Source organism: Streptosporangium sp. NPDC000095 (assembly GCF_042899335.1).
GTDB lineage: Bacteria > Actinomycetota > Actinomycetes > Streptosporangiales > Streptosporangiaceae > Streptosporangium.
Window position 1 is genome coordinate 135,263 of record NZ_JBIAZS010000003.1, and the last position, 13,713, is coordinate 148,975.

General features: G+C 69.9%; 13 protein-coding genes. 8 read left to right on the forward strand and 5 right to left on the reverse strand.

Annotated elements, in window-relative coordinates:
* Position 1: 1 nt before the first annotated feature.
* On the reverse strand, positions 2 to 955 hold the full coding sequence (locus ACFY3V_RS08885) for an ABC transporter ATP-binding protein (protein ID WP_350945018.1): 954 nt from the start codon (positions 953 to 955) through the stop codon (positions 2 to 4).
* Between the two features lie 89 nt (positions 956 to 1,044).
* Positions 1,045 to 1,431 (reverse strand): hypothetical protein, encoded by a 387-nt coding sequence (locus ACFY3V_RS08890; protein ID WP_350945020.1) that lies wholly within the window; start codon positions 1,429 to 1,431, stop codon positions 1,045 to 1,047.
* A 251-nt stretch (positions 1,432 to 1,682) separates the two neighbouring features.
* Between ACFY3V_RS08890 and ACFY3V_RS08895 the strand changes: the two genes are divergently transcribed.
* From ACFY3V_RS08895 to ACFY3V_RS08905, 3 genes are read left to right on the forward strand one after another with little or no spacing between them, the layout of a single operon-like run.
* Positions 1,683 to 3,008 (forward strand): cytochrome P450, encoded by a 1,326-nt coding sequence (locus ACFY3V_RS08895; RefSeq protein WP_389771519.1) that lies wholly within the window; start codon positions 1,683 to 1,685, stop codon positions 3,006 to 3,008.
* The gene (locus ACFY3V_RS08900) at positions 3,005 to 3,958 is read left to right on the forward strand and encodes a class I SAM-dependent methyltransferase (protein WP_389771522.1); all 954 of its coding nucleotides are present in this window, start codon (positions 3,005 to 3,007) and stop codon (positions 3,956 to 3,958) included. Before ACFY3V_RS08895 ends, ACFY3V_RS08900 begins: the two co-directional genes overlap by 4 nt.
* Positions 3,955 to 4,140, forward strand: a complete 186-nt coding sequence (locus ACFY3V_RS08905) for a hypothetical protein (RefSeq protein WP_350945024.1) — start codon at positions 3,955 to 3,957, stop codon at positions 4,138 to 4,140. Before ACFY3V_RS08900 ends, ACFY3V_RS08905 begins: the two co-directional genes overlap by 4 nt.
* 270 nt (positions 4,141 to 4,410) lie before the next feature.
* Here ACFY3V_RS08905 and ACFY3V_RS08910 read toward each other — a convergent pair whose 3' ends face one another.
* Together ACFY3V_RS08910 and ACFY3V_RS08915 are read right to left on the reverse strand one after the other, a co-directional pair.
* Positions 4,411 to 5,205: a hypothetical protein gene (locus tag ACFY3V_RS08910; protein WP_389771525.1), complete on the reverse strand. Its 795-nt coding sequence runs from the start codon at positions 5,203 to 5,205 to the stop codon at positions 4,411 to 4,413.
* Entirely contained in the window at positions 5,202 to 6,611 is a 1,410-nt protein-coding gene (locus tag ACFY3V_RS08915) for a hypothetical protein (RefSeq protein WP_389771528.1), read from the reverse strand. The genes ACFY3V_RS08910 and ACFY3V_RS08915 overlap by 4 nt, the downstream gene beginning before the upstream one ends.
* Before the next feature lie 286 nt (positions 6,612 to 6,897).
* On the opposite strand from ACFY3V_RS08915, the gene ACFY3V_RS08920 reads away from it, so the two are divergent.
* Together ACFY3V_RS08920 and ACFY3V_RS08925 are read left to right on the forward strand one after the other, a co-directional pair.
* Positions 6,898 to 7,503 (forward strand): RNA polymerase sigma factor, encoded by a 606-nt coding sequence (locus ACFY3V_RS08920; protein WP_389772188.1) that lies wholly within the window; start codon positions 6,898 to 6,900, stop codon positions 7,501 to 7,503.
* Entirely contained in the window at positions 7,496 to 8,500 is a 1,005-nt protein-coding gene (locus tag ACFY3V_RS08925; protein WP_389771531.1) for a CU044_5270 family protein, read from the forward strand. The genes ACFY3V_RS08920 and ACFY3V_RS08925 overlap by 8 nt, the downstream gene beginning before the upstream one ends.
* A gap of 95 nt (positions 8,501 to 8,595) precedes the next feature.
* Here the strand turns inward: ACFY3V_RS08925 and ACFY3V_RS08930 are convergent, their stop codons facing one another.
* Positions 8,596 to 9,279: a methyltransferase domain-containing protein gene (locus ACFY3V_RS08930; RefSeq protein ID WP_362901631.1), complete on the reverse strand. Its 684-nt coding sequence runs from the start codon at positions 9,277 to 9,279 to the stop codon at positions 8,596 to 8,598.
* A gap of 49 nt (positions 9,280 to 9,328) precedes the next feature.
* Here ACFY3V_RS08930 and ACFY3V_RS08935 point away from each other — a divergent pair, with 49 nt between their 5' ends.
* The 3 genes from ACFY3V_RS08935 to ACFY3V_RS08945 all read left to right on the forward strand — a co-directional run bounded on the left by ACFY3V_RS08935 (position 9,329) and on the right by ACFY3V_RS08945 (position 12,950).
* Positions 9,329 to 9,967, forward strand: coding sequence for a helix-turn-helix domain-containing protein (locus ACFY3V_RS08935; RefSeq protein ID WP_362901633.1), 639 nt, complete (start codon positions 9,329 to 9,331; stop codon positions 9,965 to 9,967).
* 321 nt (positions 9,968 to 10,288) lie between these two features.
* Positions 10,289 to 11,710 (forward strand): hypothetical protein, encoded by a 1,422-nt coding sequence (locus ACFY3V_RS08940; RefSeq protein ID WP_389771535.1) that lies wholly within the window; start codon positions 10,289 to 10,291, stop codon positions 11,708 to 11,710.
* An 85-nt stretch (positions 11,711 to 11,795) separates the two neighbouring features.
* The gene (locus ACFY3V_RS08945) at positions 11,796 to 12,950 is read left to right on the forward strand and encodes a hypothetical protein (RefSeq protein WP_389771538.1); all 1,155 of its coding nucleotides are present in this window, start codon (positions 11,796 to 11,798) and stop codon (positions 12,948 to 12,950) included.
* Positions 12,951 to 13,713 lie beyond the last annotated feature (763 nt).

The following is a 13,713-nucleotide window of genomic DNA, read 5'->3' on the forward strand; positions in this document are numbered from 1 at the left end:
CTCACGTGTTCTCCTCCGGCTGCTCGCGATGCCGGTCGATGAGGTTGAGGTAGATCTCTTCCAGGGTGAGCCGGTGCACGATCAGGTCGGGCAGCTCCGTCCCGGCCCAGGCGCCGAGCAGGCTCACCAGCTGGGTCGGCTCCGAGGTCAGCACGGTGACCGGGTCGCCCGCGCCCGTCGGCCCCGGTTCGAGCACCGCCCCCCGGGGCAGGTCGGGAAGCTCCCGGCCGGCCAGTGCCTCGGAACGCCGGAACGACACGGTGGCCGGGGTCGTCGCCCGCCCGCCCAGCTCGGCCGGCGGCCCGCAGGCCACCAGGCGCCCGCCCGCGATCACCCCCACCCGGGTGGCGAGCGTCTCTGCCTCGTCCAGATAGTGGGTCGTCAGCACCGTCGTGCAGCCGCGCCCGGAGAAGAACCGCACCAGCTCCCACGCCTCGCGGCGGGCGACCGGGTCGAGCCCGGTGGTGGGCTCGTCAAGGAAGATCAACTCAGGGTCGCCGATCACGCCGACCGCCACGTCCAGGCGGCGCTGCTGGCCGCCGGAGAGTTCCGTGGTCTTCTTCTTCTCGTACGTTCCCAGGCCGACCATGTCGAGCACCTGCGTGGGCGGCAGCGGCCTGGGGTACATGGCGGCGAAATGCCTCACCACCTCACCCACGGTGAGATCGGGGTAGGAGCCGGTGGACTGGCCGACCACCCCGATACGCGCCCGCCATTCCCGACGGTCCCTGGCCGGATCCTGGCCGAGGACCTGTACGTCTCCACCGCTCCGCCGCCGTACTCCCGTGAGGATCTCCACGGTCGTGGTCTTCCCCGCGCCGTTCGGCCCGAGCAAGGCGAACACCTCGCCGGGGTGCACCCGCAGGCTCAGATCGGTGAGCACCGTGTGCTCTCCGTAGCGCTTGTTCAGGCCGGTGACGGCGACCGGATCTTTTTCCGCGGCGGCGGAAGCCATCGACTTATTCCTCCGATGGAGACGTTGACGGGAACGGCATGGCGATTTTAAAAACGGCGCCGGAAATTATGCCGGAATTGCGCCGGGAATCAGGTGCAGCAGCAGCAGGGGCAGCAGCAGTAGTAGCAGGCGGCCGCGTCGGCGGCGCCGGCCGCGATGTCGGACAGGTCCCCCTCGCTGAGCTCGGCGGCGTCGACCACCGGCGTCTCAGGGATGTGGAACTCGAACTGCCCGGTCGCCAGGCCCACCTCCCACAGCCCCACCTGGACGTCCAGGTTGCCCTCCTCGTGCCCCTCGGGGATGTGCCGCACGATGACGATCTCGGCGCCCTCCGGAACCACCAGCCCGGACTCGGCCAGCGCGGCACGCGGGTCCGCGTTCAGCCGGGCCGCGTACTCCTCGTCCGACCAGGCGGTGATGAGCGTACGGGTGTAGGCGTTGATGAACTCCGCGCGCTCCTGCGGTTCGAGAGCCATGCGATTCTCCCTCTCGGGTGTTTGCCGCTGCTTTTTGCATCGGCAACTGAAATGGACTGTCGCATGCTCTGCGGCGCTTACCAAGACTTAACTTGTGTGCCATTCATGTAAGTATTGATACCTTCTTCTGCGCGGTGTTACATTAGCAGCATCCCACAGTACGGATGGAATCATCAACAATACTCAATACGTATATCCGACACCCGTGAATACGTAATGCGGATACTTAAGCACGTTGAACGGAGGCGTCGGTGACCACCACAGGCACGCGGTTTCCCCCCGGCCCGGCCGACCCCGTGGACATGGGACGCATGCGCAGCGACCCGCTGGGGTTCGTGACCGGCCTGGCCCGCCGGTACGGCGACGTCACCGCCCACCACGCGAACGGCGAGACCGTCCTCATGGCGCACCGCCCGGACCTCGCCCGGCACATCCTCAAGGACAACGTCGGCAACTACACGAAGAAGAACACGCCGGACGACCATATGCTGCGCCCGCTGCTCGGAAACGGCCTGCTCACCAGCACCGGCGCGGAATGGTCACGTCAGCGCAAGCTGTGCGCCCCCGCCTTCCGCCGAGGCGCGGTCGCCTCCTTCGACGAGATCATCGCCGACGAGACCGCCGCCCTGCTGGACCGCTGGCGCGGCCCCGCCGAGACCGGCGCCCCCCAGCCGATCGACCACCAGCTCACCTCGCTCACCCTGTCGATCCTGACCCGCGCGGTGCTCGACGTGGACCTCGGCGGGACGGGCGACGGGTTCGGCCGGGCGGTGGACGACGTCAACCGCTTCATCGGCCACTACGTACCCGACCCCGACCCCGATCCCGCCGACACCGTCCGCAGGCAGCGGGGCTACGTACGCGCCCGCGCCCTCCTCGACATGATCACGCGTACCGTGATCGCCGCCCGCCGAGCCTCTCCCCAGGATCCCCAGGCCGTCGGCACCCTGCTCGACACCATGCTCGGCTCGCTGTCCGACACCGACCTGCGCGACCAGGTGCTGACCCTGATCATGGCGGGCCACGAGACCACCGCCAAGGCCCTGACCTGGACCCTCTACCTCCTGGACCGCCACCCCGAGGAGGCGGAACGGATCCGCGCCGAGGTCGACCACGTCCTGGGCGGCCGCCGGCCCACGGCCGCGGACCTGCTCGACCTGCCCCTGTGCGGCCGGGCCGTGCAGGAGGCAATGCGCCTGTACCCGCCGGTCTGGCTGATCTCCCGACGCGCGACCGGTCACGACGAGCTCGACGGCCATCCGGTGGCGCCCGGCACACTGGTGTGCGTCAGCCAGTGGGTCCTGCACCGCGATCCTCGCTACTGGGACCGCCCGGATGCGTACGTACCCGACCGCTTCGACGGCGCCGACCTGCCGAGCCACCTGTACCTGCCGTTCGGCGGCGGCGAGCGCGTCTGCATCGGCCGGCACCTGGCGCTCACCGAGGCGACGCTGGTCCTCGCGATGCTGGCCCAGTCGGTACGGCTCACGCTGGAACCCGGCTTCCCGGTGGAGCCCGAGGCGCTGGTGACGCTACGGCCGAAGCACGGCATGCGCATGACCGTGAGCCCCCGATGACCACCGCCCCCACCCCTCCGCCACCGGCCACCGCTGCTCATCTGACCGACAACGGCCACGACACCGCACGGCCGGTCCCCATCCGGAAAGACCCCGCCACTCCCGCACCGAACGCCGGTTCGTACAACCCCGCCGCCACCACGGCGGGTGGGATGGCAGGAGAGCTGGCGCGGTTGGAGGCCCAGGCGGCGCTCTCGTTCGACGAGGAGCTGAGCCTGCTGCGCGAGCTGGGCCTGACCGCGTCGAACGGCCCGCTCGTCGAGGTCGGCGCGGGCTCTGGCGCGATCACCAGGCGGCTGAGCCAGGCCATGCCCGACCTGTCGCTCGTCGCCGTGGACATCGACCCCGACCTGCTCGCCCACGCCGAGGGCGCCGGTGCCGAACTCGTCGTCGCCGACGCCGCCGACCTGCCGCTGGAAACGGCGAGTGCGGGATACGTACTCCTCAGGTACGTCCTTCAGCATCTCCCCGACCCCGCACCCGCCCTCGCGGAGGCCCGCAGGATCCTCCGCCCCGGTGGCCGGATCCTGGTCACCGAGGTGGACGCCTCCTGCTGGGGCCTGGCGGACCCGACCTATCCGGAGCTGGCCGGGATCCACGCCAAGATGGCGGCGACCCAGCAGGCCGCCGGTGGCGACCGTACGATCGGCCGCCGTCTCACCCGCCTGTTACGTGACACCGGCTTCACGGAGGTCGCCCTTCGCCCGTTCGCCACGACCAACGACACCCGACCGACGGATGACTTCGCCCCCCACCTCGGCCCGGGACGGCTGCAGCCGCTTCTCGCGGCCGGTGTGCTGTCGCTTCGAGAGTTCGCCCTCGCCGCCGACCGCTGGAACCGGTTCCGCGCAGACCCCAACGCCTGGGTGATGCTCCTCGGGTTCACCGCAGCCGGTACCGCCCCCGACGCGCCCGCAGACGGCCGTCGCCCCACCGAAGGAATCCAGTGAGCACCAACGTCAAGATCTTCATCACCATTTTCTGCTACATCAGCGGCGTGATGGGCCTCGTCACCGCCGTCTTCCAGGCGAGCAGCACCCCCGCCAACACTCCGGGAGCGATAGGCGCCGGGGTGATCGGCGGCATCTTCCTGGTGGCCGGCATCGCCCTGAGCCGCAAACCCCGTTACTAGGAAGATCTGACGGCTCGGCAGGGCTCGGTAGGGCGCTGCCGGACATGAGGCATGTGACGGCGGCGCCCGCCGGGCAGCGGTCGGCAGGTAGCGCCCGCCGGGCAGCGGTCGGCAGGTAGCGCCTGCCCAGCAGCGGTCGGCGAGCCGGTCGAAGCGGGTCGCGACGGCCCGCCGCCGCTTGAGCACGCCGAAGCGGCGTTCCACCCGGCCGTGCGGCGTGTCCGGATCGGCGGACGACGGAGCCCGAGGGGCCGCTCGACGGCCCGCACGTCATTCGATGAAGGAGCCCGCTCCTTCATCGAATGACCTCGGCGCCGCGGACGTGGGGGCGCAGCCGTGGGTCACGAAGTAGATCTCGGCGGAGATCGATCCGCTCGGGGCGGAAAGGTCGTGAAAGTCACGGGTCACGGCCGTGCCGAAGGTGCCCGGGTACGCCTCCAGGATGGCCGCGTTGACCCTGGAGGCGAGCTGAACGCCGCCCCTGGCACCGTCGTCGGAGCCGAAGGTGAGAAGCATGCCGACGCGCCGTCCGGCGAGTTTCTCCCGGTGCCTGCGTAATTCCTGGCGGACCTGTGCGGCCAGTACACCGTCACCGGCGCCGGGGGTGACCCGGAACGAGAGCGTGACCGGTTTCGCCCGCACGCCTCCGACGAGGCCGGCGCAGGGTGATGGCGAAGGGCCTGGCCGGGCGGGACTCTTCTCTTCGGGGTCCTGCTTGGCCGGCTTCTTCTCCTCCTTGGAGTCCTCGGTCCGGAGTTCTCCTCCCGATGTCTCCTTCGAGGTCTTCTTTGAGGGCTTCTCCGAGGTCTCCTCCAAGGGCTTCTCGGCGGAAGGCCCTTCTGCCGAGGACTCTTCTTCTGGGGACTCTTCGCTCGGGAGCCGGGTCGAGCCGGGCGCGGACCAGGAGGGGTCCGGTTGGAAGCGGGTGCCGTCCGTCACGAGGTCGGCGGGGGAGGCGGGCGGCGCCTGCGCGCCCAGCATGATGATCGTGAGTCCGAGCAGCAGGTCGGCGAAGAGCCAACCGGCCAACAGGGTCGTGGTGGAGGTTCTTCTGCGGGTGGTCATCGCGAGCTTCGGACTCTCTGGCCTGAGTCCGGCTCGTCGTCGCCGCCGTCGTCTGTTTCCCCGGTGCCGGTGCCGGTGCCGGTGCGAGTGTCAGTGTCGCTGTCGTCGGTGCCGGTGACCGTCTCGATGGTGGTGTCGATCCGGGAGGCGTGTGTCCCGGCGACGGCGGACCAGCTCTCCAGGGCCTCCCGGATCTCCGTACCGGCGCCCTCGAAGGTCCGGTGAAGCTCCCTGGCCGTACCCGCGATGGTGTCGGTGACCCGTGCGCCGAGCTGGTCGACCGCCTTCTCCGTCGAGGAGCCGACGGAATCGATCGAGATGGCCGCGCGGTCGACGGCGTGGCCGATACCCGCCGTCACACCGACCAGCTCGTTGATCCGGAGATCCAGAGCGGAGACGCTGCCCTGGACCGACGTGATGGACCGTACGAGTTCCTCGTTGAACGCCTGGCGCATGTCGAGGGCGGTCCGGGAGACGGTCGTCGACAACCGGTTCCCGACGTCGGTGACGGCCTGACCGGCCGTGGATCCTGCGGTGTCGATCACGGCCGAGAAGCGGGCCACCGCCGCGGCGAGGTCGTCACAGGTGCTGTTGACGGCTGCCAGGTGCCCGCCCAGGTGCTCGACGGCGTCGCGCACGTCGATCGCGCTACCTGCCAGTGCGTCCGTGGTCTTACGGGTGGCCTCCAGGGTGAGGGTGAGCGCCTCGACCAGCTCGGTGTGCACCTTGCGCGCCGTGGTCCCGACGAAGCCGATGTCGGCCGCAGCCTTGCTGAGTTCGGCGCCGAACCGCTCCGGTGCGGAGAGGCGGACCTGTCCGAGCACCAGGCTCGCCCCGGTCAGCGCCCCGCGGAGCCGGACGCGGAGGGCACGCAGCTCCTGCTCCGAGGCGTCCTCCCTGGTGTTCCGGGTGACGTTCTCGAACACGGTCCAGCAGATGAGGCAGAAGATGGCCGCGAGGGTACAGAGCGCGATGTTGTCGAATTTGAAGAATGCGGGCAACCGGCCGCCGAAGCCCTGCTGCCACATCTCCAGGAAGGGGCGCCGAGCCGCCTCCAGGCCACCGGCCGCGAGGAGGTCGCCGTAGGCGCCGGTCGCCATCATCAGGCCGAGCCAGGTGATGAAGATCGGTACGAAGACGAGGGCGGGACCGACGGCGCCGCCGAGCCCACGTCGCCATCCCGGCCTCCTCGGAGAGGACGTGGTCTCCGCCGGTTCCCCGTCCACCAGGATGGTGTCGTCGGGGGAGAAGGCGGCGAACAGGTCGACCTCACACCAGTGCCCGGCCCTGTCGGGATCGGCGACCGCGTCCGCGAGATCACGTAGCTGGTCCCGCCGGGCCGCCAGGTGGGGGTGATCGGCGAGTTCGCGAAGCTCGCAGGCGGTCTCCAGATCCGTCACGGACAACCGACATCCTCTCCTGATGGCGTTGAGTGCCTTCTCGGTAATCCGGATGGACCGATTCACGCCTCCGGGAGAGTGATCATTTTGGCATACGGCGCGCATGTCGGCGGAGGAAACGGTTCGTCCCGGAGGAGAGCACGCCGGACCGACGGCGTGCTCTCCTCCGGACGCGGCCGGCGCCGTGCGGTGAACATCGAGCGCGGGCGTGGAGAACCCGATTCGCGGTACCGGGTGAAAGGGGGTGACGGACCGAGGAACCCGGATCGAGGAACGGAGCTCACGCTTGAATGTGGAGACGGATCTGGACGACGCGGAGGTGATCAAGCATGCCCGGCGTGATCCCGCCGCGTTCTCGGTGCTGTTCGACCGGCACGCCCCCGCCCTGCACCGCTATGTGACGCGGCGCCTGGGAGACTCGGTGGCCGACGACATCGTCTCCGAGACGTTCCTCACCGCTTTGCGGCGGCTCGGGCGCTACGACACCGACTATCCCAATGCCCGCCCCTGGTTGTACGGCATCGCGGCCAACCTCATCGGCAAGCACCGCCGTGCCGAGGTCAGGGCGTACCTCTCGCTGGCCAGGACCGGGGTGGACGAGGTCGCCGAGAGTTACGCCGACCGGGTGGAGGCCCGGGTGACGGCGTCGGCGGCGCAGCGCGATCTGGTGAGGGCGCTCGCCACGCTGTCGCCGAAGGACCGCGAGGTGCTGTTGATGATCGCCTGGGCGGACTTCAGCTACGAGGAGACGGCGCGGGCACTCGGCGTGCCCGTCGGCACGGTGCGCTCGCGCCTGCACCGTGCCAGGAGAAAGACCCGCGAGGCCCTGGGCGGGGTCGACCCGTCCGCCGTCTCGGATATCGCGGACAACTCGGAGGAGGAGACCGGCCGTGGATGACCTGAAGCTGCTGAGTGAGCTGCGGGCGGACGCGCCCGAACCCGACGCCGACCGCCTGCGCGCGCTGCGGGCGCGTTCCCTGCGGCCCCGCCGCCGGTTCCGTCCCGTACTCTCGCTGCCGATGGTCACGACGGCGGCGATGACGGCCGTCGCGGCGATCGCGGCGGTGGTCGTGGTGGTGAACGACGACGGCCGGTCGGTCGCGTCGCCGCCCGCGATCGTGGAGGTGACGCCGGTGAGCGCGCAGGTCATGCTGCGACAGGCGGCGCTGACGGCCGAGAAGCGCCGGCCCGAGGACACCCCGCCCCGTCCCGACCAGTGGCTGTACCGCAAGAGCGTCGTCATGCAGCCCGCCGACGGCGCGGTCGAGATCCAGGAGTACTGGACGCGCTACGACGGCACCGAGCAGGCGACCCGGCTGGGTTCGGGCCCGATGGAGAGGCGGACCGTCGAGCCCGACCCGGATGACGACGACCTGTCCCCCCGGCAGTACGCGGCGAGGCTGGCCAAGCTGCCCACCGACCCGGACGAGCTGCTCGCCCACGTCAAGGGCGACCTGCACTGGAGGGACAAGCCGGTCGAGGAGCGCGGTCTCCACGAGCACCCGGACGCACGGGCGTTCCGAGTGCTGTCGCTCTACCTCGGCCAGGAGGAGTACATGCCGCCCAAACTGGAGGCCGCGATCTTCCGCGCCCTCGCCAGGATCCCGGGAGTCCGGGTGGACCTCGGCGTACGCGACGCGGTGGGCAGGTCGGGCATGGGCATCGCCTACGAGGCGGACTCTCCAGGCTCCGGCACGCGGCGCGACGAGAACGGCGAGGTCGTCGAACGCTCCTACGTCGTCCTCGACAGCACGACCTACAACCACCTCGGCTCGCGGACGGAATACCTGCGGAACTACCTCATCAACGGCGAGGTGGCCTTCCAGAAGGGGAGCGTCTTCGCGACCGCCGAGGTCGCGGCGGGAGTCGTCGACGAACCCGGACAGCTCCCTTAGGGATTCGACACCCGGGGGATCGGGAACCACCGGGTGTCGTCCACGAGATGCCACGGCCCCGCGACCGGTCGATCACTGGGCGCGGGGCTATGGCATCAGTAGGCGTCGCGGCGCAGCGTGAACCAGAAGGTCGGCACCGAGTTGGTGCCCGGTGTGACGTCGAGTAGTTCCCAGCCGGTGAACCTGGCGCGGAGCTCGTCGGCTGTGACGCCCGCCGCCCACGACGTGACCTCGGGGATCGGATTGCCGAGCGGCTCGGGGCCGTACCCGAACATCAGCAACCGTGCTCCGGGAGCGGCGCGGTGGGTGAGCCCGGCGGCGTAGGCGTCGCGGCGGTGCAGCGGGATCCCGCAGTAGCAGCTCAGGTCGAAGAACAGGTCGAAGGGGCCCGGCACGTCCAGCTCGTCGAGGCGGGTGGCGTCTCCGTGCAGCAGCCGTACCGCCACCGCCGCCTCCGCGGCCTTCTTCCTGGCCTGGTCGACGGCGCGGTCGACCAGGTCGACGGCCGCCACCTCCCAGCCGTGCCGTGCGAGGTAGACGGCGTTGGTCCCCGTGCCGCAGCCGAGTTCGAGGGCGCGGCCGGGTGGCAGCGCGCCGTGCCCCTCTACCAGGGCGACCAGCTCGGGCGGCGTCACGCCGGTGTCCCACGGTGGTTTGCCGGTGCGGTAGTAGCGCTCCAGCGCGCGGTGGACGGACTCCTCCTCCGGGTCTCGCCGCGTCGAGGCCGGGTCCGGTTCCGTCGCCCGGGGGGTGCTGTGCCGGTCCATCGTCTCCTCCAAGAATTTAGAGTTGAACTCTAGTGACGTACTCTAGAGATATACTCGCAATATGGACAGAGTCAAGCGACCGGATCAGCGGGCCGAGCGCTCACGCCGCACCCGTGGAAAGGTCATCGAGGCGGCTCGCGAGCTGTTCGTCGCGCAGGGTTACGGGGCGACGAGCCTGCAGGAGGTCGCGGACCGGGCGGGCGTGGCCGTCCAGACGGTCTACTTCGTCTTCCACAACAAGCGCACGCTGTTCAAGGACGTCGTCGACACATCCATAGCCGGGGACACCGAGCCGGTCGCCACCATGGATCGCGAGTGGTTTCGCGCCGCGTGCGCCGAACCCACCGCGGCCGGGCAATTGCGTGCGCACGTCCACGGCACCGGCGAGATCCTGGGCAGGGTCGCTCCGATCATGCCGCTGATCGCGGCCGCCGCGGCCACCGACCCCGAGATCGCCGCACAGTGGCCGGACGGCCCCGACCCGCGTTACACCGTGCAGCACGCGGCGGCCGAAGCCCTGGTCGGCAAGCCCGACGCCCGTCCCGGCCTCTCCGCCGAGATGGCGGCGGACCTGCTGTTCGGCCTGCTCAGCCCGCAGCTCTACCTGATCTTCGTCCGCGACCGGGACTGGTCACCGGACACCTGGGAAGAGTGGGCACGCACCACCCTGACCTCCCAACTCTGCGCCGACCCCGGCTAAGCGGACGTGAGCAGCACGTCCGGCGGATCCCGCAGGATCGACGCCTCAAAAGGAGGAGGCGCGGAGCACGGCGGATCGCGGGCGCCTACCTGGATACCGCCGAGCGGGCAATCAACCGCAAAGGGCTCCTACCGCTCATCGAGGATCGTCGGCCCACATGGCGGCGGTAAATAAGGAAGAAGAAGGCGATATGCCGGTGCTAGCCTTCCGGGGTCGGCCGCGGGACTTCGGTGCGACTTCCGGGACCCGCCTTTGAAGCGATGATTCGCAGCTCGTGCCCCCACTCCCCGGCCGACCCCGTGCACACCCCCGGAGGCGGAGATGGAGACCAGCGCGGATCTGATCGCCGCCGAGGACGTCCTGCTGTTCGTGAACGCGGCGATCACCGCCACCGGCCAGCGGGAGTTCCACTCGGGTGCGGAGGAGCAGGGTCTCTCGCTGGACTTCCTGCACGACTACCTGCTGGGAAACTACCGCGACCTGTACGCGGCCACCCTCGCCCTGGACGTCAACGACCACAACGCCGTACTGATCGCGAGAAACCTGCTGGTCACGGCGGGGGAGGCGGACCTGGAGCAGCGTCGGGCCGAGGGGCGCCTGATCGCCCGGAGGCTCGCCCTGCTGCCACCGCCTCGGGTGTACGGGCTGTTTGCGGCGCTGCGCCGCGCCAGGGTGAACAACCGGCGCACCAGGGCGATCATGCGAGAGTGGCTGGCCGCCCGGCCGGATCTCGCGTTCGACGCGGTGAAGTACCGGGGTGCCGTCAAGAGCGCCGTCCGTCACGCTCACCTGAGCCCTGAGGGGGAGCTGGGGCCGTTTCTGTTCACGCCGCACCGGCAGGCCGCCTACACCACACCGATCCTGGAGACCTGGCGGCGGGCCCACTACGAGCAGGCGGCGCTGTACGAGCTGCCCTACACGGTCGCGGAGGGGTTCGCGGCGAAGCATCGCGTCGCCCGCGCCACCTTCCTGGAGCGCATCGCGCCCAGGCTCACCCGGCTGGAGCGGCTACGCCTGCAGGAGTCGGCGCACGCCCTGAAGGTCGACGCGGTGCGTGCCGACCTCACCACGATGCCGCTGACCCGGCTGGCGTCGTACGTGCTCGCCCTCTCGGCAGAGGATCGCGTGCGCCGCCGCGCGGAGTTGACGGCGGCGCTGCGTGCGGCCGCCCGCCGGGCCGCGGGCGACGAGGCCGGGAGCTGGGGCGCGACGGTCGCCGTCCTCGACGACAGCTTCTCCGCGTACGGCTCGGGGCAGAAGCGCCGTCGCCCGCTCGCCGTCGCGCTCGCCTGCCACTTCCTGCTGGAGGCGCTGTCCGCCGAGTACACGCCGCTGTGGCTGTCGGGTCGTACGGACGCGCTGCTCGTCAATCCGTACGGGGCGACACCGCTCGGCGAGCGCATCCTCGACGGCCTCGAACGCGGACCCGGCCGCCTCGTCATCGTCTCCGACGGATGGGACAACTCACCGCCGGGGCTCGCGGGAGAGGTACTGCGGATCTGGCGCACCCGGCTCGACCCGGACCACACCTGCGCCGTCGTACACCTCAACCCGGTGTACGACGCCGCCGACTTCGACGTACGGCGGCTGGCGCCCACCGTCCCGACCGCCGGGATCCGTGACGCCGAGAACCTGGTCGCCCTGGTGGAGCTGGCCCGGTTCGCGGAGGGACGCACCGGGATCGGCGAGCTGCGAGCCCATCTGGCGCGCCGCGTCGAGCGGTTCCTGCGGGAGGACGCGTGAGGTCGTGAGCGGTTCCCGCAGGAAGACGCGTGACGGAACCTGACCGCCCGGTGTGCGGCGTCGAGCGGTTCCCGTAGGAGGACATGTGACGGATCTCGCCCTCACCGGGCTCACCACCCGCCCCGCGCAGGCATGGGGTGGCGTACGGCTCGTCCCGCTGGTCAGGGAGGAGCCGATCGAGGACCTGCGGCTCGACGCACGCCTCTACGACGCGGAACTCGGCGTCGTCGAGGTGGGTCCGCGGACCGAGTACTTCTCCTACATCCCGCACGGGTTCGTGGCGACCTGGACGGATGACGGCACCCCCGCCTCGGCGTACGGAACGCAGCTTCGGGGGCCACGGGAGCGTGATCGCCCGCCCGGCCGGATGCCGCTGCGCTTCCACCGCCGGATGGCCCGCAGAATCGACAGGAACCGGCTTCGCTTCCTGCCCCTGCACCTGGCGCTCGAAGGGTATCTGGCGCTGCACTTCGGCGGGCCGGAGATCGTGTGGGAGGAATGGTCGCACCGTGCGATCAGCCGCGGGCTCTCGCCTCGCGTCGAGGAGGCGTACACGGGCGCGCAGGTCAGCGGCCTGGAGGACGCCCTTCGCGTCTTCGAGATCCACCGCGGCCAGTGCGGCGTCCTCGTCTACGTCGCGGACGCGCTCGCCGCCGCGTTCGTGGTGCCGCACCCCGACGACTACCGCGCCCTGCACACCACCCTCGTCCACGACCTGTACGGCGAGCTGATCTACCACTACGCGCTGCTCAGCGGTCCGGTGGCCGACTTCCGCGCCCGCATCGAGGACGCGACGGTGCACTCGCTCGCCGACCTGCGCGCGGGGGCCCGCCGGCAGCAGCAGGAGTGGGCGGCCTTCCACGACCGGGTCATGGCGGGCGCGCTGCTGGGCACGGACTACACCTACCAGCGCGTCTACCAGATGGGCGGGTATCGCCTGTCACGCTTCCTGCCGCCCTTCGAACGCCGGCGTGAGAACCACATCGGCGAGCTCATCACCGACGGCGCCGGCCGACTCGCGTACCTCAAGACGTTCCGCCTGTCGGAGAACCAGGTCCGGCGCGGTCACCTGCTGACCAGCCTCGCCGCCGCGGGCTGGAGCGTGGCCGACACCGCCGTCTCGCTCGGCGTGACCGAACACGAACTCGGCCTGCGCGTCGAGGCCGCGGGCTTCGGCCACCTCCTCCGCCAGGACGTCCTCGACCACTACCGCGCCCAGGCCCGCCGCGCCCGCCCCTGACCGTGATCGAGGCCGGCACGGCATCTCGGGAGAACTCGTACTCGATTGGCCGGTCAGTGTGGTGAGCCGATCGATGAATCCGCGCTGTTCGACCGCGTGTTCCCCTACCTGATCGACGCCTCAGCGACACCCTGGAAACTTATAGGTTGTCGAAATCGCAACCAAATAGTTCTAATTGCCTAGGTTCTCTTCAAATCGATGGAGGAATTTTCGCATGGCAGGACACGAGGGATCCACCACGTCGCGTCACAACCGCCTCACCCGACGTTTATCGGCGGTAGCACTTTCCTTGACGCTCGGCGGACTCGCCTCGCTGGCATGGGCGCCGCCGGCATCGGCCGCGAGTCAGTCGATTCCGGGTGTCATCGGGACCGTGACTCCAACCCTCTCCCAACTCTGCACAAGCTCAACCATGCAGTACGGGTCTTTGTACTATACCGAGTCGGAAATCCCGGGTCGGGAAATCGGCGGCTCCTACTCTGCGGGAAGGGGTAAATGCCTGCAAAAAAATCCGATCACCAGCAAGTCCAGGTTCCGCAGCTTCCACGTTTGCAACAGCAACGGTGTCTGTGGCCCGGAGATCTATCTCTAGACTTCTGGGTCGGGAATTCTGAGCTCACTTGGCCTGCTGATCGATCGCAGGCAGGCTCGGACACTCGGGCTGGAGTTCGGGCAGGTGCTTGTACGGCGTCGTCCGTGACACGCCCGGCAGTCGCCGAGCACGAGCCGCCATCTCCGCGTCCATAGCGGGTGGTCGGCCGAG